At 65.7% G+C, this 19,634-nt stretch carries 25 protein-coding genes and 1 tRNA gene; 11 read left to right on the forward strand and 15 right to left on the reverse strand.

All coding sequences use genetic code 11. The features are described from left to right. Positions 1 to 28 precede the first annotated feature (28 nt). Together HTIA_RS03095 and HTIA_RS03100 are read right to left on the reverse strand one after the other, a co-directional pair. Positions 29 to 1,309, reverse strand: coding sequence for a HEAT repeat domain-containing protein (locus tag HTIA_RS03095; RefSeq protein WP_008527916.1), 1,281 nt, complete (start codon positions 1,307 to 1,309; stop codon positions 29 to 31). Between the two features lie 107 nt (positions 1,310 to 1,416). Next, entirely contained in the window at positions 1,417 to 2,124 is a 708-nt protein-coding gene (locus tag HTIA_RS03100) for a protein sorting system archaetidylserine synthase (RefSeq protein WP_008527915.1), read from the reverse strand. 129 nt (positions 2,125 to 2,253) lie between these two features. Here HTIA_RS03100 and HTIA_RS03105 point away from each other — a divergent pair, with 129 nt between their 5' ends. Next, complete coding sequence (locus HTIA_RS03105; protein WP_008527914.1) at positions 2,254 to 2,700, forward strand: plastocyanin/azurin family copper-binding protein; 447 nt, start codon at positions 2,254 to 2,256, stop codon at positions 2,698 to 2,700. Between the two features lie 40 nt (positions 2,701 to 2,740). On the opposite strand, the gene HTIA_RS03110 is transcribed toward HTIA_RS03105, so the two are convergent. The 4 genes from HTIA_RS03110 to HTIA_RS03125 are packed head-to-tail and all read right to left on the reverse strand — an operon-like array spanning position 2,741 to position 5,196. Then, the gene (locus HTIA_RS03110) at positions 2,741 to 3,361 is read right to left on the reverse strand and encodes a 30S ribosomal protein S3ae (RefSeq protein ID WP_008527913.1); all 621 of its coding nucleotides are present in this window, start codon (positions 3,359 to 3,361) and stop codon (positions 2,741 to 2,743) included. After that, a complete protein-coding gene (locus tag HTIA_RS03115) occupies positions 3,354 to 3,596 on the reverse strand; it encodes a KEOPS complex subunit Pcc1 (RefSeq protein ID WP_008527912.1) in 243 nt (80 codons plus the stop codon). Before HTIA_RS03115 ends, HTIA_RS03110 begins: the two co-directional genes overlap by 8 nt. Beyond that, a complete protein-coding gene (locus HTIA_RS03120) occupies positions 3,589 to 4,731 on the reverse strand; it encodes a hypothetical protein (RefSeq protein WP_008527911.1) in 1,143 nt (380 codons plus the stop codon). Before HTIA_RS03120 ends, HTIA_RS03115 begins: the two co-directional genes overlap by 8 nt. Next, positions 4,732 to 5,196 (reverse strand): 30S ribosomal protein S15, encoded by a 465-nt coding sequence (locus tag HTIA_RS03125; RefSeq protein WP_008527910.1) that lies wholly within the window; start codon positions 5,194 to 5,196, stop codon positions 4,732 to 4,734. Positions 5,197 to 5,483: 287 nt separating this feature from the next. Between HTIA_RS03125 and HTIA_RS03130 the strand changes: the two genes are divergently transcribed. After that, positions 5,484 to 5,555, forward strand: a tRNA-Ala gene (locus HTIA_RS03130). Between the two features lie 423 nt (positions 5,556 to 5,978). Here HTIA_RS03130 and HTIA_RS03135 read toward each other — a convergent pair. From HTIA_RS03135 to HTIA_RS03150, 4 genes are all read right to left on the reverse strand, one after another. Continuing rightward, positions 5,979 to 7,085, reverse strand: coding sequence for an asparagine synthase C-terminal domain-containing protein (locus HTIA_RS03135; RefSeq protein WP_020936008.1), 1,107 nt, complete (start codon positions 7,083 to 7,085; stop codon positions 5,979 to 5,981). A 2-nt stretch (positions 7,086 to 7,087) separates the two neighbouring features. Beyond that, positions 7,088 to 7,774, reverse strand: coding sequence for a PHP domain-containing protein (locus HTIA_RS03140; RefSeq protein ID WP_008527907.1), 687 nt, complete (start codon positions 7,772 to 7,774; stop codon positions 7,088 to 7,090). 75 nt (positions 7,775 to 7,849) lie between these two features. Further along, complete coding sequence (locus HTIA_RS03145; RefSeq protein WP_008527905.1) at positions 7,850 to 9,019, reverse strand: TIGR04347 family pseudo-SAM/SPASM protein; 1,170 nt, start codon at positions 9,017 to 9,019, stop codon at positions 7,850 to 7,852. Continuing rightward, positions 9,016 to 9,273, reverse strand: coding sequence for an Htur_1727 family rSAM-partnered candidate RiPP (locus HTIA_RS03150; protein WP_008527904.1), 258 nt, complete (start codon positions 9,271 to 9,273; stop codon positions 9,016 to 9,018). The genes HTIA_RS03145 and HTIA_RS03150 overlap by 4 nt, the downstream gene beginning before the upstream one ends. A 412-nt stretch (positions 9,274 to 9,685) precedes the next feature. On the opposite strand from HTIA_RS03150, the gene HTIA_RS03155 reads away from it, so the two are divergent. From HTIA_RS03155 to HTIA_RS03170, 4 genes are all read left to right on the forward strand, one after another. Next, a complete protein-coding gene (locus HTIA_RS03155) occupies positions 9,686 to 10,063 on the forward strand; it encodes a winged helix-turn-helix domain-containing protein (RefSeq protein WP_008527903.1) in 378 nt (125 codons plus the stop codon). Then, positions 10,060 to 10,341: a DUF7521 family protein gene (locus HTIA_RS03160; RefSeq protein WP_008527902.1), complete on the forward strand. Its 282-nt coding sequence runs from the start codon at positions 10,060 to 10,062 to the stop codon at positions 10,339 to 10,341. Before HTIA_RS03155 ends, HTIA_RS03160 begins: the two co-directional genes overlap by 4 nt. Positions 10,342 to 10,414: 73 nt before the next feature. Further along, the gene (locus tag HTIA_RS03165; RefSeq protein WP_021029385.1) at positions 10,415 to 10,714 is read left to right on the forward strand and encodes a DUF7521 family protein; all 300 of its coding nucleotides are present in this window, start codon (positions 10,415 to 10,417) and stop codon (positions 10,712 to 10,714) included. A 78-nt stretch (positions 10,715 to 10,792) separates the two neighbouring features. Continuing rightward, positions 10,793 to 11,272 (forward strand): halocyanin domain-containing protein, encoded by a 480-nt coding sequence (locus HTIA_RS03170; protein ID WP_021029386.1) that lies wholly within the window; start codon positions 10,793 to 10,795, stop codon positions 11,270 to 11,272. A gap of 41 nt (positions 11,273 to 11,313) precedes the next feature. On the opposite strand, the gene HTIA_RS03175 is transcribed toward HTIA_RS03170, so the two are convergent. Then, positions 11,314 to 11,808: a hypothetical protein gene (locus tag HTIA_RS03175; protein WP_008527898.1), complete on the reverse strand. Its 495-nt coding sequence runs from the start codon at positions 11,806 to 11,808 to the stop codon at positions 11,314 to 11,316. Positions 11,809 to 11,918: 110 nt separating this feature from the next. On the opposite strand from HTIA_RS03175, the gene HTIA_RS03180 reads away from it, so the two are divergent. Then, positions 11,919 to 13,010 carry an aminopeptidase gene (locus HTIA_RS03180; protein ID WP_008527897.1) on the forward strand — a complete coding sequence of 364 codons (1,092 nt, stop codon included), beginning with the start codon at positions 11,919 to 11,921 and terminating at the stop codon, positions 13,008 to 13,010. Here HTIA_RS03180 and HTIA_RS03185 read toward each other — a convergent pair. The 4 genes from HTIA_RS03185 to tmcA form a co-directional block, all read right to left on the reverse strand. Then, a complete protein-coding gene (locus HTIA_RS03185; RefSeq protein ID WP_008527896.1) occupies positions 13,007 to 13,303 on the reverse strand; it encodes a type II toxin-antitoxin system RelE family toxin in 297 nt (98 codons plus the stop codon). The two genes, HTIA_RS03180 and HTIA_RS03185, sit on opposite strands and share 4 nt — an antisense overlap. A gap of 7 nt (positions 13,304 to 13,310) precedes the next feature. After that, positions 13,311 to 13,589, reverse strand: coding sequence for a ribbon-helix-helix domain-containing protein (locus HTIA_RS03190; protein ID WP_008527895.1), 279 nt, complete (start codon positions 13,587 to 13,589; stop codon positions 13,311 to 13,313). A 115-nt stretch (positions 13,590 to 13,704) separates the two neighbouring features. Continuing rightward, positions 13,705 to 15,447, reverse strand: coding sequence for a dihydroxy-acid dehydratase (ilvD, locus tag HTIA_RS03195; RefSeq protein ID WP_008527894.1), 1,743 nt, complete (start codon positions 15,445 to 15,447; stop codon positions 13,705 to 13,707). 61 nt (positions 15,448 to 15,508) lie between these two features. Next, on the reverse strand, positions 15,509 to 17,749 hold the full coding sequence (tmcA, locus tag HTIA_RS03200; RefSeq protein ID WP_020936010.1) for a tRNA(Met) cytidine acetyltransferase TmcA: 2,241 nt from the start codon (positions 17,747 to 17,749) through the stop codon (positions 15,509 to 15,511). Positions 17,750 to 18,027: 278 nt separating this feature from the next. Here tmcA and rpl7ae point away from each other — a divergent pair, with 278 nt between their 5' ends. Genes rpl7ae through ndk form a run of 4 tightly spaced genes read left to right on the forward strand, consistent with a single transcriptional unit; the run spans position 18,028 to position 19,561 of the window. After that, the gene (gene rpl7ae, locus HTIA_RS03205) at positions 18,028 to 18,390 is read left to right on the forward strand and encodes a 50S ribosomal protein L7Ae (RefSeq protein ID WP_008527891.1); all 363 of its coding nucleotides are present in this window, start codon (positions 18,028 to 18,030) and stop codon (positions 18,388 to 18,390) included. An 11-nt stretch (positions 18,391 to 18,401) separates the two neighbouring features. Further along, complete coding sequence (locus tag HTIA_RS03210) at positions 18,402 to 18,629, forward strand: 30S ribosomal protein S28e (protein ID WP_008527889.1); 228 nt, start codon at positions 18,402 to 18,404, stop codon at positions 18,627 to 18,629. Then, a complete protein-coding gene (locus HTIA_RS03215; protein WP_008527888.1) occupies positions 18,629 to 19,078 on the forward strand; it encodes a 50S ribosomal protein L24e in 450 nt (149 codons plus the stop codon). The genes HTIA_RS03210 and HTIA_RS03215 overlap by 1 nt, the downstream gene beginning before the upstream one ends. Continuing rightward, the gene (gene ndk, locus HTIA_RS03220; protein ID WP_008527887.1) at positions 19,079 to 19,561 is read left to right on the forward strand and encodes a nucleoside-diphosphate kinase; all 483 of its coding nucleotides are present in this window, start codon (positions 19,079 to 19,081) and stop codon (positions 19,559 to 19,561) included. Positions 19,562 to 19,634: the final 73 nt, after the last annotated feature.

Genomic DNA, 19,634 nt, shown 5'->3' on the forward strand with positions numbered 1-19,634 from the left:
GATGAAAGCCGTCTCCGGCCGCGCCAGCTCAGACGTTCGCGGCCTTCTCGGCTTCAGTCTGGACGACGTATGCCCGATCGTCGGCGTACTCGGCGGCGATCTCGATGGCACGTTCGGTCCCGATCTGGTTGAGCGCCCACGCCGCGCTGGCCCGGGCGTCGTCGGCGTCGTCCTCGGCGAGGACGTCCGCCAGGGGTTCGATCGCGCGGGTGTCGCCGAGCAGGCCGAGCGCGCGAGCAGCCGAACTCCGGACGCTGTCGTTCTCGTCGTCGAGAGAGTTCGCGACCGCCTGGGTCGCCTCCTGACTGCCGATCTCGCCGAGGGCGCGCAACGTCACGCGCTGGAGGGCGGGGTCGCCGTCGAGGAAGTCGACCAGTGTCTCGACCGCCCGGTCGTCACCGATCTTCCCGAGGACGCGGATCGCCTGCTTGTCACGCCGCTGGGCGCGCTGGTGGACCGGCTCGAACGCCTCCGGCGGCGCGACGCGTTCGAGGGTCTCAAGGACGTTCTCCTCCATGAAATCCGAGTCCATAAGATCGAGCACGCGAAGAATCTGCTCGACGTCTTCGGGATCACGCGATTCCTTGTAGCGTTTCTCCCAGGAGAGGACAGCGTTGAGTTCCGGCGGGTAGTCCTTGCGATGTTCGCCCTCGATGACCTCGTAGAACCCGTCGTAGCGGAGTTGCTCCCGGACGGAAAGGTCCCCAAAGGCCTCGGCTGCCTCGACGTCGTCGGCGAGTGTTTCGGCCGCGTCGAGGAGCGAGGCGATCGCCACGCTGTCGTCGTCGGGGTCCAGATCGAGTCCTTCGACGGCGTCACTGGCTTCAGAGAGTGCGTCACCGGCGGTATCGATACTGTCTGGCTCAGTCACGTCGACGTGCTCGGCGACGGCGTCGCCGAAGGATTCGACGGCAGTGAGGACCTCCTCCGCGCCGTCCTCGGTCCAGCGCGTTTCTCCGACCGTCCCGGCGACGGCCTCGATGTCCTCGGCGGCGTCTTCGACGTACGGACCGCGCTGTTCGTCGACGCCGTCCCGAAGGTCGCTCAGTCGATCCGCCAGTGCGTCCTGTGGATCCTCTTCGTCCTCGTCCTCGTCGGGTTCGGGCAACTCGGCGTCCGCCAGGTCGTCCTCGATGGCAGACAGCGTCTCCTCGACGTCGTCGAGGTCGGCTTCCGTCTCTGCGGCGTCGAGTGTCTCTTCGGCGTCGTCGAGACGTGCTTCGAGGTCCTCGACCCCGAGGTCGGCGTTCTCCTCTCCGGACGCCCCGTCAGTCTCGTCCGGCTCGGCGTCGTCGTCACCGTTGGTCATGGGACAGACTGGGGCTGTCCCGGCCAAGAGCGTTTCCCTTCCCGCTATGGCTGGCCGGAATCGCAGTGTCTGAGCGGGCCGTGAGAAGTGGCGACGTGAAATCCGGATCACGTCTCGACGCGCGGGTAGAACCGCGGGGCGAGCAGGAAATACGCCAGCGCAACCGTCAGCAGAAGACGTGGGAACACCCTGGAAGCGAAGCCGGGAGCCAGGACGGCACCGGCCTGCACGACGCCCATCGTGAGCGCGTCGCGGGTCCGGAGATCGGGATAGGGAATCCGCGTGATCATCAGGTACGCGAGGAGGCCGACCGCACCGACCAGCCAGCCCACCGGGAGGTCCACAGCCAGGATCGCCGCTGACAGCACCGTCGCCGCGAGCGTCGACTGGACGCCCTCCGTGACGCGCTCCTCGATGTCGTAGGCGGTGTACATCGCGAGCCGGATCACCGCGGCAGTCACGAACAGTGCCGGAACGCCGACGACCAGTGCGGCCTCGATGGAACCGAGCAGGCTCGAAACGCTGTCGAGGTGGACGGTCTCATCGGCCAGACTCACGACCACGGCAGCCGGGGCGACGCCGAAGGAGACGGTGTCCGCGAGCGAGTCGACGAACTCGCCGACGGGCGTCGAACCGTAGGTGCGGGCGATCAGCCCGTCGAGGCCGTCGGCGATCGCCGCGAGGAGGATTAGCCGGGCCGCGATCGCGGGATCCAGTGGCGCGACGATGATCGCGACGAACCCGACGACGATGTTGGCGACGGTGACGATGTCGGCGACGCCGAGTCGCCCCAGGAATCGTGGCCGGAGTTGCATATCCTGGCGTTGGCGAGGCGCGCCTTAGTCGGTTCGATCCGCTCCGAGAGACTGGCTAGCGATGCTCTCTGTCCCGGCATGGGCGGCAGGAACCGCGAAGTCTTTGTCGGACTCGCTCCAAGCGGAACTATGGTCGATCGGCGGACGTTCCTCGCGACGACGGGTGCCCTTGCAGGCGGCCTCACGGCGGGGCTCGCCGGCTGTCTCGGACGTGGCGCGGGCGATGCGGACCACGATATCGGGATGTCCAGCAGCGCCTTCCTCCCCGCGGAGTATCGGGTCGAACCTGGAACGACAGTGATCTGGAAGAACACGAGTACCCACGCCCACACCGTGACCGCCTACGAAAATACGCTCCCGGAGGGCACGGCGTACTTCGCCTCCGGCGATTACGAGACCGAACAGCAGGCCCGCGACGCGTGGTACGAGCACGGCGGCGGCGCGATCTACGCCGGCAAGACGTTCGCTCACACCTTCGAGCAGCCCGGTCGCTACCCCTACGTCTGTATCCCCCACGAGTCGAGCAACATGGCCGGCGTGATCCTCGTCGGCGATGTCGAAGAAGCGGACGGCTGATCACCGGAGCTTGCGCGCGAAAAACGAAGCGAAAACGGCGTTACTCTTCGACGTCGACGCTCGTCTCTTCCTCTTCGGCGACTTCCTCGGGATGCGCTTCGAGGGTCGTCTTCTGGATCTCGACGCGGCGAAGCGGGTAGATCGTCTTCGCCTCGTTGTAGATCGCACTCGAGAGTCGGCCCTCGACGACGCTGTCGATCAGGTCGTCGAAGGTCCGCTCCTCGGCCGCCTCCTCGATCATCTCGACCATCTGTTCGCGGATGGCCTGCTCCTGGCTCGCGTCAGCCTTCTTGGTCGTCAGCGCGACCGGCTGAATCTGGACGCGGTAGTCGTCCGTCGTCAGCACGGTGACGTAGGCCTCGACCTTCGAGGAGCCACGCCGCACGAGACTCCGCAGGTAGTCCCGCGTGAGTTCGTGACGGATGAACTCCGTGTAGGCCGTGTCGCTGCCGATATCGCGGATCTTGAAGGTCAGCTTCGTGTTGTTCTCGCCGGCGTCGTTCCGGAGGTCACCGAGGGTCGTCTCGATGGTCCGGCCGAGCACCTGCTCCGGTTCGTCTGCAGGGGTGGTGCCGAGTTCCTCGCGGCCGAACTCCTCGGGCGCAAGCACGGTGTACCACCGCTTTTCCTGTGTCTGTCGTGATACTGATCGTTCACTCATGGTTGTGTGTCTTCTCGGTCGAAAGCGCTACGGCGACGGAGAGGTTCACGACGTAGTCATCGACCGTCGCGGCGAGTCCACCGGTCGTCTCCCGGTCGATCGTCGTCTCGACGGTCGCCGCCTCGACTGTCGTCGTCATCTCCGTGGTGTTGTCCGGTGCCAGCGCCGCGGCGATCCGCGTCGCGGTCTCTTCGTCCTCGTGAGTCGTCCTGATCGTCGCTCGGCGCTCACTCATCGGCGATCACCTCGCGAACGGCTGCGACGAGCGTCTCCGTTGGGCCGGAGACGGCCAAGTGCGCCCAGTCGGCGTCACCGGTGACGGTCTCAGCGTGGTCGATCGTCGCGGCTGCCGATTCGAGGATCGCGCGTGCGTCGTGGTCGGCGGTCGCCGCCAGCGTGGCGCGCTCGCCATCGGCGACGAGCGCGAGCGGTTCCGGCGAGCGGAAGTCCCGCAAGAGTCCAGCGACGGTACCGGTCGGCCCCGCCTCTGCGACGACGAGCCCCGCGTGTCGCCGAACGGTCGCGTCCCGAACGGCGTCGTGGGCTCGTCCGGCGTGCGTTCGCCAGGCCGACAGCGCGGGCTCGATCGCGTCGTCGTGGCCGAGTGCGAGGCCAATCGCGACGCCGGGTTGCTCGCGAACGGCGGCCTCGAGGACGTCCGCGTACCCGCCGATGGTCGACAGCGGGCCGCCAGCGTAGGGCCGAAGGACGTCTTCGACGGCCGTTGCGGCCCGGGTGTCAGGGTTCGCCCCGTCGACAGCCGTCAGTGCCACGACCGACGCCACGCGACGACGCGCTTCGTCGTCCGTTGGGTCGGTAGCGTCACGCTCGTCGAGCATCGCTCTGGCCGCCTCGGGATCACCCGAAAACGGCGCGTGGACGAGCGTCGAGTGAGCGAGTCCGTCGGCGAGGTCGTCCGTCGGGACAGCCACGCCGGGTCGGCGTTCGATACCAGCATCGACGAGCGCGTCGGCGATCGCGCCAGACGGCTCCTCGCCGGCTGCGACGACACCCGCCGCAGCGACTGCGGCGACGTCGGTCGACTGTGCTGACGGCGCATCGAGCGACCGGGCGACGTCGAAGGCCGCCACGCTGGCCGGTCGATCCGAGCCAAGCGTCCGGTCCGCATCCGGACTTACGCGGCCGAGTGCGACGGTTCGATCCGCCTCGGTCGCGCGAGCGGCGTCTGCTGGCTGGCACACGACGCTGATCTGGAACGGGACGTCGATCGCATCGAGTGCGCGGGCGAGAACGCCCGTCGCGGCGATGGCGTCACCGGTCGCTGCGGGGGCGAGGTGGACGAGTCCAGCCTCGCGGAGGCGACTGGCGGCGTCGCGGGCGTCTCCCGACTGGCGACCGGTGGTGGACATCTATTCGAGGAGGGAAACGGCGACGTCGTAGCTGTAGGTGAAGTCTTCCTCGAGCTTGTCGCCCCGGTAGTAGTCGACGAGGCGGCGGATCTTCGACTCCGTGTTCTGGAGCGCGCGCTTGTTCTGGGCGTCGCCGGGGTTGTCGTTCATGTGCTCCCGGAGACGCACGGCTCGCTCCATCAGGTTCCGGAGGTCCTCCGGAATCTCGGGGTCGGCGTCGTTGTCCTCGAGGATCTCGGTCACCTTCTTGCCGGTGGCCAGCGAGACGTCCGGGACGGGCGTGCCCTGGACGCCTTCATCGCGCAGCTTGACGCCGATCTCGCTCGGGCTGTGGCCCTGTTCGGCGAGTTCGACGACGCGCTCCTCGACCGCGTCTTCGTCTACGTCACTCCACTCCGGTGGGTCGTCTGCCACTGGCTTGTCCGAATCGGACGAGCCGCGGCGGCGTGTATGCATTCGTGCCATGGTCTAAATTGGAACACCACAGACCGCCACGTGTGGCACGGATCGAGCGACGCGACCCACTGGTCGGGCCGACGATCCCTGCCGGACACGTCCGCAATCCCAAGTCGCGCACGGCGAAAGAGGCCGAAAGTGTCTGTGACACCTGCGCGACGCGTCAGATTTGCGGTCGTGTGTTCCCAGTCGGTATCTCGAGGGTCGGCCATTAAACGGTTTCTACTCTGGCCGGCGTGGACGCCGGGCTTCGATGGGTTTAAGAAAACTCACCGGAAAGGTAGCGATGTCGTTGCGGGCTCGTAGATCAGCGGTAGATCATCCCCCTGGCACGGGGAAGGCCGCGGGTTCAAATCCCGCCGAGTCCACTTCTTTCGCTTCGTTTCACTCCGCTCAGTCAGAGGACTCGGCGAACATCGCAAACCCTTTGGGTTTGCTCAATCCCGCCGAGTCCACTCGACTCACTTCGTTCGTCTCGTTCCCTCGGCGACCCTCGCGGCGACAATGTCGCCGCTCAATCACGCTGTCCGCGTGCGTAGCAAAGGAGCTTGCTCCCTCGGACTGTTCGGCCAGCAAGGGTGTGGAAAACGAACGAGACTCGATGGATACGTCGTGAGTGAATGCTCATTCACATTCGGGAATATATACCAAAGATTTACAAGTAACCTCCTACATGTGCTAATCGGATCGGACGATTGCCCCCGGCGATACGCCGCGTAACTGCCACGTGATGTATCGGGCTTTCTCCCCCGATGGCCCGATACCCCCCGATTCGTCCGGTCCGCCGTTCTCTATCCTCGTAACGATTCGACGTACTGCGTGACGTGATCGTCCATTCGGCGTTTGAACCCCGCCTGGCGGGCCAGCCGGTCGAGTTCGCGCGCGACGAGACTCCCGTACTGGAGGGCCTTCTTTTCGCGGAACGCCACAGAGTCAGGGAGCCACTCGCGGCTGGCAAGCCGAAGCGCGAACTTCCGATCGCCTCGTGAAGAGATCAAAAGCGAGTCGGGAAGCGAGAGCGCAGCCTCGACGACCCGGTCGTCGAGCAGCGGCGCGACGGGTTCGACACCACCCGCGCGGATCGCGAGTGCGTCCCGCTCGAGTTGGTCCGGCAACGTCTGGAGTACCTCGTCGCGCGCGCCACGGACAGTCTCGGCCGAAAGACGCGGGTCCTCCGAGGCGTTGGCGACCTTGGCGTAGCCGGAGAAGAGTTCGTCGGCACCCTGCCCGACGGCCAGGCGATCGAATCCGTCGGCGGCCGCCGCCGAGGCGACCAGAAACAGCGGTAGCGCAATTTCGACGTCCATCGCGTTAGTCCGGGTCGTCGCCGCGACGACGTCCGGCACGTGTGCTTCGAGCGCTCCATGATCGAGTTCGACGACGCGGAGGTCCGCATCGAGAAATCCAGCGGCGTCCCGAGCGGCCGCGACGTCGTGACTCCCCGGAAAGCCGGCGACGTACAGTGGCGCGTCGAGTCGAGCCGCGACCAGCGCCGAGTCGATGCCGCCCGAGAACGCGATGGCGAGCCCGTCCGTCTCGACAGCCTCGAGTGAGGCTTCGAGTGCCGACTGGAGGGCGTCGATAGCACGAGAACCACCGGATGGCGACGGACTCGGGAGCGACCAGCGTCGCCTGAATCCGTCCTCGGTCTGGACGTGGCCGGCAGGGACAGCGACCGGGTCGACGAGTTGGACCGGCTCGAACGCCCACGAGGTCAAGTCGTCTCCGTCGACGAACAGCGGGTACCGACCGAGCACGTCCCGAAGAAGTCGACCGTCGAGACGACCGGCAAACCCACGAGTGCCGGGAAGTGGATCACCCGTCTCGACCGCCCGCCGGACAGTGGCCGGGTCGGCACCTTGAACTTGTGGCCGACCGTCCGGCGAGCCGCTACCCATGATCACTCAAACAGCGAGGCGATCCGCTCGCGAGCCTTGCGTTTCGCGCCGCCAGCAGCCTGGCGGAAGCTGATGTGCCAGGGCGTCCGACGGCCCTCGATGTGGGTCCGCCCGTCGCGGATCGCATCGAGGATCGCCGGCACGGACCGCTCGTCGGTCTCGACGAGTGTGACAGCACGACCGACCATCTCACTGATGTGGGCATCGCTGCCGGCAGTCTGTGGAACGCCGTGTTCGCGGGCGAACGTCCGGGCCTGTCGGTTGGCACGCCCCGTCAGGAGTCGAGAGTTATAGACCTCGATGGCGTCGGCCCGTGCCAACTCGGCCCGCGAGACCGTCGCCATGACGCCGCTGCGAGACTCCTGGAAGGGATGGGGAACGACTGCGACGCCGCCCTGGTCGTGGATCCGGTCAAGCGTCGTTTCGAACGGCAGGCCCGCCGGGACCGCCTCCTCGACCCCGAGTGCGAGAACGTGACCGGCGATGCTGGTCACTTCCATCCCGGGAATCCCGAGCAGGTCGTACTCGGGAGCCAACTCACAGGCCCTGAGACTCGCTGCGAGTTCGTCGTGATCAGTGACGGCGAGGGCGTCGAGTCCTGCGTCTGCGGCCCTGGCAAGCAGCTTCTCGACGGCGTCACGCCCGTCGTAGGACAGCGAGGAGTGGGCGTGCAACTCGACGGAAAGCACACTGACGGCTACAGGTGGGAGTACAAAAAGCGCCCCGATTCCGGGCGGCTCTCGCCGGAAGGACAGCAGGGGCGATCAGTCGGCGGAAGCGTCGACGTCCAGGCCGATCTCGTCGTCAGTAAGATAACACTGCGGGTCGCGCGCCCAGACGTCGCCTTCGGCCGCCAGGGCACGGTGACGCGAGCCGCCGCGACACATCGCGTAGTACTCGCAGTTCGGACACCGGTCCGGGAGGTGGTCCTCACGGTCACGTAGTTTCGCGAGCAAGGGGTTGGACTCGTCCTCCCAGATCGCGCTGAACGGCCGGTCGCGGACGTTGCCGAGCGAGTACGCCTGCCAGTAGGGCGTGAGATGGACGTTACCCTGGTAGTCGATGTCGGCGATGCGCTCGGCGACGGGATCGCCGCCCTCGGTCTCGAGGCGCTCGCGGATCGCCGCGGCGCGGCCTTCGTCCAGTTCCTCGCGGGCGTACTGATAGACGTAGCCCGTGTCGGCCCGATTGCCTTCGAGTAGCGTCTCGACGTCGTGGCCGCGATCGTGCGCGTCGAGCGTGATGTCACAGACCCGCCGGACGGCGCGTCGCTGGGCCTCGTGATCGACGTCTAGGTCCATGATCTCGTCGTCAGCACTGTATTCGAGGTGGTGAAACCGGAAGCGCGAGACACCCTGGAGGGCGAGCAGATCGACCAGTTCCTCCATGTCGGCGGCGTTGGCTTCGGTGAGTGTAAACCGGACGCCGGGGTCGAGATCCGCGTGCTGGGCCGCCTCGATGCCGTCGAGGGCGTCGTCGAAGGCCCCCTCCCGGCCGTAAATGTCGTCGTGATGCTCGGGCAAGCCGTCGATCGCGACGTCGACGTCGTCGAGCCCGGCCGCACGGAGCGACTCGGCCCGTTCGTCGGTGAGAAGCGTCCCATTGGTCGACAGTTCCGTCCGGAGACCGGTGTCGCTGGCGCGTTCGACCAGCGTCTCGAGGTCGTCGCGCAACAGTGGCTCCCCGCCAGAGAACCGGATCGCTGCGACGCCGTAGGCGGCGATATCGTCGATGACGTCCGTCGCCTCGGCGGTCGTCAACTCGCCGTCGCCGTGGCCCGGCCCGGCAGTCTCGTACCCATACGCGGGATCGAGGTTGTTTGCCCCCGTGACGTGCCAGACGACGACGGGATGCTGTCGGTCCGCGGCCGGACGCGATTCGTCGCTGTCCGCCGATTTCGCAGTCCCGACGAGCAGATCACTGACCGGAATCATGCACGCTCACCCGGGACGAGCGCCGATTCGGTATATCGGTTGACCGCACTGTCAGGACAGAGCCAGATGGCGGCGACGTCCGAGAAGAGCGTCTCGGCCTGCTCGTGAGCACGCTCTTCGTCGGATGCCGTGACGCTACCGACGTGTGTCAGCGGTTCGTCGCCCGTCTCACGGACGAACACTTCCCACTCCCGGTCGTCTCGGCCGCGGGGCTGGTCGACCGCCTCGTGGCGACGGTCAGCATTCGCTGTCATTACCAGTACCTTTCTGCGAAGCTACAAACCACTCGTGTCAATTCCCAACCGATGAGAATGCGGCGCATCCCTTTATTCCTGTCGCGAGGGAGCCCCTACTGTAGAAACAGCACCCAACAACCAGCAATATTTTCCCCATCATCGGCAATTTTGGTCACAAAACAGAGATATTCTAAACGGGGAGGCGACCGAACGCGATTCCGACCGGTTCCGGACGACAGATAGTGGCGTTTCTAACCGTCTGAGTCGCGATATCCGACGATTATCCGACGCACGATAACGAGGAGACGAACCGAAACCTAAATTCCCGTCAAGCGCCGAACCGAAGACATGCATCGGTCTCGACGAACGTGCGACGCCCCCATCCATTCCGGACGCAGGCTCCCGAGCGGACGGGGAAGGTCGGACTGAGATGGTCCGGGATCCGTTCGCAGCCGAGGAGTCTCCCGATCTACAGGCCATCCTCGACGCACTCGACGACCCGGAGTGTCGCAAGATCGTCGAGGAACTCGACGAGCCGATGACGGCCTCGGAGATCTCTGAGACGAGCGACATCCCGCTATCGACGACCTACCGGAAACTCGACCTGCTAACAGAGGCGTCGCTGTTGACCGAAGGCGTCGAGATCCGGCCGGACGGCCAGCACGCGAGTACCTACGAGATCGCTTTCGAGGAAGTCATCATCGGGCTCTCGGAGGACCGCGAGTGTGAGGTCCAGATCGCGCGTCGGGCCCAGACGGCCGACGAACGTCTAGAAACCCTATGGTCGGAGGTTCGCAAGGAAACATGACTCCACACGTCTCGATAACTGTCATTGCACTGAAAACTCTCACCCTGCTTTTGGGTGGGCTGATAACGTTTCTCGCCTATCGTGCCTATCGACGGACGCGGGCCCAGTCGCTGGGGGCACTGGCGCTTGGCTTCGGCGTGATCACGCTCGGCGCGTTTCTGGCCGGAGCCGGAAATCTAATTTTCTCCTTTGGATTAGAGCAGAGTCTCCTGCTCGAATCCGGGCTGACCGCCGGCGGGTTCATCGTCATCGTCTACTCGCTGTACGCGACTAAGTGAGACGTTCCCAAGAGGTGGAAATGGACTGCGGTTTATATCCGGTCAGCGACCCGAGTAGTTGTAGGGGACGATAATGCAAAGCAGTGTGGCGATCGTGACCGTGGCCGAGGTGATCATTCTGGGATGTTCGGGTATCCTCACGTATCTCGCTTACCGGGCCTATCGACGCACGGGGTCACCCTCGCTGCGGACGCTCACGTTTGGTTTCGGCCTCGTCGCGGCCGGGACGCTCGCCGGGGGACTTCTCCATCAGTTCGGCGTCATCGGCTTCGACGTCTGTATCGGCGTCGAGAGCAGTCTCTCCGCGACCGGATTTCTCGTCGTGCTCTACGCGCTGTACGTCGGTGATGCCGACAACGGCGTCACGCCGTGAGCCGAAACGACAGACCGTTCCCAGTGGTTTTTGTGGGGGTCGACGTGGTTTTGAGTCCGAGTGCCCTACGTTCGTCCAATGATACGACGACGAGCGGTGCTGACGACGATCGGCGGTCTCACGGTCGGATCGCTGGCCGGCTGTTCGAGCGACGGCGGCGAAACCACCGAGAACGACTATCCGGAATACACGGACGTCCCCCAATCAGCCGAGGAGTACCTCTCGAGTACGAGCAACTTCGACGGTACCGGCGTGGATCGGACTGACGCCGAGGAAGTCTCGGTCACCGTCGGTGCCCGCGGCAACGGCAGCTACTGGGCGTTCGACCCCGCTGTCGTCGCGATCAGCCCGGGAACGACGGTCGTCTGGGAGTGGAGCGGGCGCGGGAGCGCACACAATGTGGCGTCGCCCGGCGACCGTGAGCCGCTGTACAGCGGTCCGGCCGTCACCAGTGACAACGAGACCTACGCCTACACCTTCGAGAGTTCAGGAACCTATCGATACGTCTGTGAACCCCACGAGATCCAGGGGATGAAAGGCGCGATCGTCGTCGTCTAACCGCCGGACTGGTGTCGGATTCCCGACGACAACGTACCGCCCTACTTCGTCCCCGTAGCTGATGAGTCTGTATCCTCTCTGGCCGGATGTCCGTCAGTATCGAGGCGGTTGTCGAGTTCAGCCTCGACCTCGTCGGCGACTCGCTCCTCGACTTCGTCAGCGACCTGTTGCTTGACTTCATCGGAGACCTGTTCTTCCACCTCGTCAGAGACCTGTGCATCGAGCTCCGTCTCTACCTCCGCCGGAACCTGCTCCCGTAGTTCCGTCTGAACCTCCTCGGGGACCTGCTCGTCGAGTTCGGCTTCGACCTGTGACTCCGCAGCCGCCGAGACGCTCTCTTCGAGAATTCGTTCGTAAATCGACATCTTCTCCCAGATACGGAAGATGTAGCCGATCACGAGTCCCCCTTCGAAGGCCGCGACGCGCGGGTCAAACTGGAACATCAGCAACGTGAACCCGGCGATGAACAGGAACCCGTAGAGGAACTCGATGTAGAACTGTGTCTGTCGGCCCTGTAGACGACTTCGCAGCGTCATGGCTCGCTCGCATATAGGCGATTCGAGCAAAAAAGCGTAACTCGCGAGTGGAGCACACCGAAATCGATCGCCTCCGCTGGCGTTTTAGTGCCGTCACGCTTTCGACCGTCATGGACGATCGCATCCACGAACACGCCGAGACACTCGTCGACTGGAGTGGGCGCATCGAGTCGGGCGACGACGTCGTCCTCTCGGTCGACGAAGGGGCGCACGACCTGGCCGTCGCGGTCGCCGAAGTCCTTGGCGAGCGCGGCGCGAACCTGCTGAGCGTTTACCGTTCCGACGAGATCCAGCGCGCGTACCTCCGGGCACACGACGACGACTTCGACGCCGACCCCGAATTCGAGCGGGCGCTCTATGCGAACGCCGACAGCGTCCTGCTCCTGGGCGGGACGCGCAACACGGCCGGAAGGGGCGACGTGCCCGACGATCGCCAGCAGGCGTTCGCCCGCGCCAGGGAAGACATTCGGGAAGCGCGTCTGGCGACCGACTGGGTCTCGACACTCCATCCGACGCGCGCGCTCGCCCAGCAAGCCGGGATGGCGTTCGAAGCGTATCGCGATTTCGTCTACGACGCCACGCTGCGGGACTGGGAGTCACTCGCCGCGGAGATGGACCGCCTCAAGACGATCCTCGATTCGGGCACCGAGGTCCACATCGACGCTCCCGGCACTGACCTCACGCTCTCGATCGAGGGACGGACGGCAGTCAACAGCGCCGCCTCCGTGGCCTACGATTCGCACAACCTCCCCAGCGGCGAGGTCTTCACTGCACCCGCCGACGCCGAGGGCGAAGTCACCTTCGACGTGCCGATGACGGTCCGGGGCAAGACACTACGGGACGTTCACCTCGTCTTCGAGGACGGCGAAGTGGTCGATTACTCGGCTACTGCTGGAGAAGAGACGCTGGCTGCCCTGCTCGATACTGACGACGGTGCTCGTCGGCTGGGCGAACTCGGTGTCGGCATGAATCGGGGGATCGACCGCTACACCGACAACATCCTCTTCGACGAGAAGATGGCCGAAACGTTTCACCTGGCGCTCGGTCGGGCCTACGACGCTTGCCTGCCAGCGGACGAGGCCGGCAACGACAGCGCGATCCACGTCGATCTGATCGCCGACACGAGCGAGGACGCGACGCTGTCGGTCGACGGCGAAGTCATCCAGCGAAACGGCGTCTTCCGGTGGGAAGACGAGTTCTAGTCGTCGGCGGTGTACGCGCCGCTTCGATGTTCGATCCGATGTTCGATCCGATGGACTTCAAGGACGGACGATTCCCGGTCGAGGACACAGGCGAGACGGTACTGGCCGACGCGGAGTTTCGAGAACGGCCCGCCGGTCAGCGGTTCGAGGAATTCGTCTGGACTACGCCACTCCGAGTCGACGACTTCGTCGAGTTTCGAGACGATTCGATCCTGCACGTGTGCATCGAGGTTGTCGAACTGATCGGCGGCTTGGGATGTGAACGCCCAGGTCCAGTCACCGTCACTCGGCATCGGCTTCCTACCCCATCATCTCCAACACCTCGTCACGTGAGACGAGTTCCGCGTCATCGGATCGCAGCTCGTGTTCGCTCGCCGCGATCTGTTTCCACCCCTCCCGGGAGAACGCCGGATGCTTCACCGCGTCGCGAGCGGCGTACCGGAGAAACTCGCTACGGGAGTTGAACCCCTGCTCCTTCCAGGTCGCGTCGATATCCTCGAGAAACGCCTCGCTGAGCCGGAGGTTGATCTGTACCGTCTCCGGTTCGTCGTCGCCGGCCGCGGCACTCGCGTTGGACATGTACGTATGCTTTACGCTGGCGTATAGTAAGTCTTCGGCACATTGCGAAACTGATGCCAAATGTAGAATACAGAGAGATCCAGCGAAACGGCGTCTTCCGGTGGGAAGACGAGTTCTAGTCGTCGGCGCTGGTCGGGTCCGACCCGGCATCGGGCACCTGGATCGACGGCGTCGGCAGGTCCGGCACTTCCAGCACGCCGCCGGTCGCCGCACTCGTCGCCAGCGCGGCGAAGCGTTCGAGATTTCCCGTCGCGTCGATTTCCGGCGGTTCCCACTCGGCCGCTCGCTCACGTAGTTCTTCGTCCGAGACATCGAGTTCGAGCACGCCTTCGTCGACGTCGATCCGGATGGTGTCACCCGCCTCGACCAGGGCGATCGGGCCGCCCGACGCCGCCTCCGGGCTGACGTGACCGATGGCCGCACCGCGGGTTCCGCCGGAGAAGCGGCCGTCAGTCAGCAGCGCGACTTCGCCCGAGAGGCGTGGCGAACCGCTGATCTTCGAGGTGGGTTCGAGCATCTCGGGCATGCCGGGCCCGCCCTTCGGCCCCTCGTAGCGGATGACGAGGAAGTCGCCGGGCTCGATATCGCCATCGTCGTAGGCCTCGAGCATCGCCTGCTGGGACTCGAAGACCCGCGCCCGGCCTTCGAATTGATGCATGTCCTCGTCCATCGCGCCGGACTTGACGACTGCGCCCTCGGGCGCGAGATTCCCGCGCAGGACGGACAATCCCCCTTCCTCGTGAACCGGATCGTCGCGGGGCTGAATGACCTCGCCAGGGTCGTCGCCTTCCTCCAGGCGCTCGCCGATCGTCTTTTCGTCAATCGTGGGCCGATCGAGATGCAGCAAGTCGTCGATCCGCTGGTACAGCGCGGGCAAGCCGCCGTCCTCCCGGAGGTGTTCCATTCGCCAGGGACCGGCAGGGCTCATGTGGGCGAGGTGGGGGGTACGTGCGGCGATCTCCTCGAAGTCCGTGAGCGTGATGTCCAGGCCAGCCTCCTGAGCGATAGCGGGAATGTGCAGCATGGTGTTGGTCGACCCGCCGAGGGCCAGATCGACGGCGACGGCGTTCTCGAAGGCCTCCCGCGTCAGGAAATCGGAGGGGCGAACGTCCTTCTGGACGAGATCGAGGATCTGCTCGCCGGACTTGCGGGCGATCTCGAACTTGCGCTCGTCGGTCGCACCGTGGGTGGCACACTCCGTCCAGGAGAGCCCGAGCGTCTCCGTGACGCAGGCCATCGTGTTCGCGGTGAACATCCCCGCACACGAGCCTTCTCCCGGGCAGGCGTTGCACTCGAGTTCGTACAACTCGTCGTCGGTCATCTCGCCCTCCTCGTACTGGCTGACGCCCTCGAAGACGGTGACGAGGTCGGCAGGTTCGTCGTCGTACTCGCCGGCGGCCATGTGCCCGCCGGTGACGACGATCGCCGGGATGTCCAGCCGAGCAATCGCCATCAGCATGCCGGGGACGATCTTGTCACAGGACGCCAGCGCGACGATGCCGTCGAACTGGTGGGCGTTGGCCATGAGTTCGACCGAATCGGCGATGACCTCCCGGGAGGGCAGCGAGGAGCGCATCCCCTCGTGACCCATCGCGATGCCGTCGTCGACGGCGATGGTGTTGAACTCCAGGGGAGTGCCGCCAGCCTCGCGGACGCCCTCCTTGACGTGTTCGGCGAGTTCGTCTAAGTGGACGTGCCCGGGCACGATCTCGTTCCAGGAGTTGGCGATCCCGATGTGGGGATTGTGGATCTCCTCGTCGCTCAGTCCAGCCGCACGGAACAGCGATCGATGGGGCGCGCGGTCGGCCCCTTCGGTGACCTCCGCGCTCCGGAGGCCTTCCTTTGGTGAGTCGGCCATTCTACTGGAGTATCCGTGGTCGTTCAGGGTGTAGGTTTCGGTTCGCCAGTGGCTCGCACGCTCACTCGAAGCGCTCGCGCTCAGTGCGTGCCGTCACAGACCCGTATACATCGAGGAGCGCCGCTGTCACCTCACCCAATGCCCGCATGCATTCCCGACGGGAGTGGTAGTCTAGGTCTTTGGTCACAGACGCCCAGGACTGTCGCTGGAGCGTCTTCGTGACCAGCAACCGCTCCTGGCGGGCCGACAGTAGCGACGTATCGGCGGGGCCGACCAAGTGCCTGAGCGCCAGCCGGGCAAACGCGTCTGGGGCAGTGTCGTACAGTCCAGCCCCGTGGGGCGAGCCGGCGAGTACGCGCCACTCGAAATCGGAGAGATCGAGCGCGGGCGTGGCGTCGACCGTCCGGAGCACGGCCCTGGCGACGTCGGGATCGAGGGCGGAGAGCGGATCGGCCAACATCCCCTCGATCCGGTCCAGGAACCACCCGGTGTGGCGATCGAGCAGTGCCTCGCCGGCGTCCGAGGTCGGCCTGAGCATGATCGCCGAGTGCTCGCCGCTGCGCTCGTTTCGCGAGGTCGAGAGGTGGACCGACCGGTAGCCGTTCTGCGCCCAGAAGTCGACGAGACCCGGCGTCGCGCCGTAGCCAGTTCCCAACCAGTCCACGTCGTCGGCGAACTCACTCTCGATCTCGGCGAGCAGGTGTGAACCCAGTCCTCGCCCTCGGACGGCGTCGTGCGTGGCGATTCGCATGACGCGCTGGCCGACGGGAGCGCCGGCCGCCTCGTCCCGAAGCTGGCTCGTCAGGACGTCGGGGATCATGTTGCCCGCGACGCGGGCACCCTCGTACATCTCGGCCCGGCGCTCGGCCGGTAGGGCTCCCTCGCGGGCCAGCAACGCGACCGAGACGACGTGGCCGTCGTGGGTGAGCGCCCGCACGGTGACGTTCGGTGCGTCGAGCAGCCTGGCGAGGTCGGCGGGCTCCGTCCGGTAATGGGCGACGACGAGCAGGCCAAAGACTTCCCGGAGCAGGTGCTCGTCACCGATCAGATCGCCGGCTTCGAGTCGTGCGTACTCGACAGATTCGGGCGTCGCGTCGGCGATCAACTGCTCGACTGGTGGGCGCGCGTCGAGCAACAGCGCACGGAACGCCCAGACTTCGATCGGATCGCCCGCGGCGTACCGGATCGGTTCGTTCATCGTCCGCTCGGTCACCGCGAACTCGGAGTCTTCGAGGCGGTCACGGAACCGGACGTCGAACCCCCGGCCCGCCCCCTCGTAGCCCCGGACTGTGCTCGTGAAGGCCACTGCGGGCGCGTCGAGATACCGCGAGAGGAGGTCGACCGGCAGACTCGCGGCCTCGTCGACGAAGACGACGTCCGCCGACGCCGCCCGCTCCGCCGCGGCGACGGGTTCGAGGAACCGAACTCGTCCCGCATCGACTCGAAGTTCACGTGGCCGGTCGTCGCTGTCGGTCTCGACAGTCGTTCCGCGGTCCTCGAACAGCTCCCTGGCGCGGGCAAACACCTCCGCAGCATTGCGATACGCCGAAGCCGTGACGAGCACATCTTTGCCAGCGAGCGCGAGACTGCCGGCAGCCAGCCCGGCCGCACTCGATTTCCCGCGGCCCCGGTCGGCCTCGACGACGACCGCCTGCTGGGAATTGCGGAGGCGTTCGAACGTCCGGACGACCGCCATCTGATCGCCTGTCAGACAGGCCTCAAAGGCTGCTGCCGGGAACGGACGCTCGGCCGGGACCGACGGAGCCCGACGCTCGATCCGGGGTGGAGGATCCGTCAACCCGTCGCGTTCGACCGTCCCGCTGTCGACGTCGACGATCGCGCTGCCGGAGTGAGCGCGGAGGGTCTCGACGAGTCGTCGCCGGAAGTGCCCGGTCACGTCCGCGACGTCGAACGGTGGGACGGCCAGTGTCGCGTCGAAGTCGTCCCGGCTGTCGGGCCAGGTCGCGAGCGGCGGCGCGAGTATCACGAGCAGGCCACCGCCGTCGACAGCACCGACGACCTGTCCGAGCGCGTTGGGATCACAGCGTTCGTGGCAGTCGAGGACGATTACGTCACGCGTTTGGCCGAGCAGGCGGTCGGCGTGGACGGTTTCGACGTGCTCGCCAGGGAGGGACGCGTCGGGGCCGACGACCGTGACTGCCGAGTTCTCGACGTCGAGGGCCTCGATCGCGGCGACGGCCGCATCCCGGGTCCGCGTCTCGTCCCCACTCAGGACGAGCAGTCGTCGTTCGTCGACGGCCGTCGCCTCGGCGCGCAGCGACGTGACCAGCCCATCGATCATACCAGTGGGCACGACGGGGGCCCAAAAGGATGCACCGGTCCGGGGGAGAGCAAGGCACTTTCGCCGCGTGTGGGCCGGTCCCACGGCCAGGAGCCTTCGAAAGCGCTTTTAGGGCTGCCGGACCACGTTCGGGTACAGCCTGCACGGGGTTGATGATGCTCCTAGCCATCTAGGACTTTCGCGGCGCTTCGATTGCGGGGCGTCGCCGGGTCGGCCTGTCTGAGGCCGGTCTCGCACGGCGGGGGAGCGCGAGCCCACGTGCAGGAGGTGATCCAATCATGCCAGTATACGTCGATTTCGATGTTCCCGCGGATCTCGAAGACGACGCCCTCGAGGCGCTCGAGATTGCGCGAGACACAGGCGGAGTAAAGAAAGGAACCAACGAGACGACCAAGGCGATCGAGCGCGGCAACGCCGAGCTCGTCGTCGTCGCCGAGGACGTTCAGCCGGAGGAGATCGTGATGCACATTCCGGAACTCGCAGACGAGAAGGACGTCCCCTATCTCTTCGTCGGCGCCCAGGACGATCTCGGTCACGCGGCCGGCCTCGAAGTCGGCTCCGCGGCGGCCGCGATCGTCGATGCGGGCGACGCCGACGGCGACGTCGAGGACATCGCCGGGAAGGTCGAGGACCTTCGCTGAGGTGATCAGTCATGAGTGCTGAGGAGACCGAAGACGACGGATCCACGCCCGCGGAGGTCATCGAGGTCGTGGGCCGGACGGGGATGCACGGCGAGGCCATGCAGGTCAAGTGCCGCATCCGCGAGGGCGAGAACAAGGGCCGAATCATCACCCGCAACGTGCTCGGTGGCGTGCGCGAGGGGGACGTCCTCCAGCTGCGCGAGACCGCACGTGAGGCGGACGCCATCGGAGGCCAATAATGCCACAGACACGCGAATGTGACTACTGCGGCGCGGACATCGAGCCCGGCACCGGGACGATGTTCGTCCGGAAGAACGGCACTACGATCCACTTCTGCTCGTCGAAGTGCGAGAAGAACGCCGACCTCGGCCGCGAGGCCCGTGACCTCTCCTGGACGGAGGCCGGTCGCGGAACGGGCGGCGACGCAGTCGAAGCCGAACCGGCCGAACCTCCGGAAGACGAACCGGAAGCGACGGAACCGGACGACGAAGCGGAATCCGTCGACGAGGACACCGACGCCGAGGGAGGTGCGGACGACGAATCCGCTGCCGAAGACGAGGCCGAAGACGAAGACGAGGCCGACGACGAATCCGCTGCCGACGACAAAGCCGAAGACGAGTCTGGAGCCGAAGCTGACGCGGACGACGAGGAGACCGACGCCGAAGAGCCGACGGAGGCTGATGCCTGAATGAGCCATCACGACGAGCGCACGTTCGTGATGGCCAAGCCCGACGCCGTCCAGCGCGGGCTCGTCGGCGAAATCGTCTCCCGACTCGAAGATCGCGGCCTGAAACTCGTCGGTGCGAAGTTCATGCAGATCGACGAGGACCTCGCTCACGAGCATTACGGTGAACACGAGGGCAAACCCTTCTTCGACGGACTCGTCGAGTTCATCACCTCCGGACCGGTCATGGCGATGGTCTGGGAAGGTGCCGACGCGACCCGACAGGTCCGTCAGATGATGGGCGCGACCGATCCCGCCGAGGCCGCTCCCGGCACGATCCGGGGCGACTACGGCCTCGACCTGGGCCACAACGTCATCCACGGCTCGGACAACGAGGACCCCGGGGCCAACGAGCGCGAGATCGAGCTGTTCTTCGACGACGAGGAACTGGTCGAGTACGACCGCGCCGACGCCGAGTGGGTCTACGAAGACACCGGCGACCACTGATCGCCGATCCGCGGTCGGCTTTTCAGGAGTAACGCAGCGAGTCAGTCGCGTCACTCTACAGTGAACTCACGAG

The organism is Halorhabdus tiamatea SARL4B, assembly GCF_000470655.1.
In the GTDB taxonomy this organism is placed as follows: Archaea; Halobacteriota; Halobacteria; order Halobacteriales; family Haloarculaceae; genus Halorhabdus; species Halorhabdus tiamatea.

Excerpts from the sequence above, each read along its gene's own strand:
- HTIA_RS03095 (WP_008527916.1), bottom strand. The coding sequence starts at position 1,309 with ATGACCAACGGTGACGACGACGCCGAGCCGGACGAGACTGACGGGGCG.
- HTIA_RS03100 (WP_008527915.1), bottom strand. The coding sequence starts at position 2,124 with ATGCAACTCCGGCCACGATTCCTGGGGCGACTCGGCGTCGCCGACATC.
- HTIA_RS03105 (WP_008527914.1), top strand. The coding sequence starts at position 2,254 with ATGGTCGATCGGCGGACGTTCCTCGCGACGACGGGTGCCCTTGCAGGC.
- HTIA_RS03110 (WP_008527913.1), bottom strand. The coding sequence starts at position 3,361 with ATGAGTGAACGATCAGTATCACGACAGACACAGGAAAAGCGGTGGTAC.
- HTIA_RS03115 (WP_008527912.1), bottom strand. The coding sequence starts at position 3,596 with ATGAGTGAGCGCCGAGCGACGATCAGGACGACTCACGAGGACGAAGAG.
- HTIA_RS03120 (WP_008527911.1), bottom strand. The coding sequence starts at position 4,731 with ATGTCCACCACCGGTCGCCAGTCGGGAGACGCCCGCGACGCCGCCAGT.
- HTIA_RS03125 (WP_008527910.1), bottom strand. The coding sequence starts at position 5,196 with ATGGCACGAATGCATACACGCCGCCGCGGCTCGTCCGATTCGGACAAG.
- HTIA_RS03135 (WP_020936008.1), bottom strand. The coding sequence starts at position 7,085 with ATGGGTAGCGGCTCGCCGGACGGTCGGCCACAAGTTCAAGGTGCCGAC.
- HTIA_RS03145 (WP_008527905.1), bottom strand. The coding sequence starts at position 9,019 with ATGATTCCGGTCAGTGATCTGCTCGTCGGGACTGCGAAATCGGCGGAC.
- HTIA_RS03150 (WP_008527904.1), bottom strand. The coding sequence starts at position 9,273 with ATGACAGCGAATGCTGACCGTCGCCACGAGGCGGTCGACCAGCCCCGC.
- HTIA_RS03155 (WP_008527903.1), top strand. The coding sequence starts at position 9,686 with ATGGTCCGGGATCCGTTCGCAGCCGAGGAGTCTCCCGATCTACAGGCC.
- HTIA_RS03160 (WP_008527902.1), top strand. The coding sequence starts at position 10,060 with ATGACTCCACACGTCTCGATAACTGTCATTGCACTGAAAACTCTCACC.
- HTIA_RS03165 (WP_021029385.1), top strand. The coding sequence starts at position 10,415 with ATGCAAAGCAGTGTGGCGATCGTGACCGTGGCCGAGGTGATCATTCTG.
- HTIA_RS03170 (WP_021029386.1), top strand. The coding sequence starts at position 10,793 with ATGATACGACGACGAGCGGTGCTGACGACGATCGGCGGTCTCACGGTC.
- HTIA_RS03175 (WP_008527898.1), bottom strand. The coding sequence starts at position 11,808 with ATGACGCTGCGAAGTCGTCTACAGGGCCGACAGACACAGTTCTACATC.
- HTIA_RS03180 (WP_008527897.1), top strand. The coding sequence starts at position 11,919 with ATGGACGATCGCATCCACGAACACGCCGAGACACTCGTCGACTGGAGT.
- HTIA_RS03185 (WP_008527896.1), bottom strand. The coding sequence starts at position 13,303 with ATGCCGAGTGACGGTGACTGGACCTGGGCGTTCACATCCCAAGCCGCC.
- HTIA_RS03190 (WP_008527895.1), bottom strand. The coding sequence starts at position 13,589 with ATGTCCAACGCGAGTGCCGCGGCCGGCGACGACGAACCGGAGACGGTA.
- ilvD (WP_008527894.1), bottom strand. The coding sequence starts at position 15,447 with ATGGCCGACTCACCAAAGGAAGGCCTCCGGAGCGCGGAGGTCACCGAA.
- tmcA (WP_020936010.1), bottom strand. The coding sequence starts at position 17,749 with ATGATCGATGGGCTGGTCACGTCGCTGCGCGCCGAGGCGACGGCCGTC.
- rpl7ae (WP_008527891.1), top strand. The coding sequence starts at position 18,028 with ATGCCAGTATACGTCGATTTCGATGTTCCCGCGGATCTCGAAGACGAC.
- HTIA_RS03210 (WP_008527889.1), top strand. The coding sequence starts at position 18,402 with ATGAGTGCTGAGGAGACCGAAGACGACGGATCCACGCCCGCGGAGGTC.
- HTIA_RS03215 (WP_008527888.1), top strand. The coding sequence starts at position 18,629 with ATGCCACAGACACGCGAATGTGACTACTGCGGCGCGGACATCGAGCCC.
- ndk (WP_008527887.1), top strand. The coding sequence starts at position 19,079 with ATGAGCCATCACGACGAGCGCACGTTCGTGATGGCCAAGCCCGACGCC.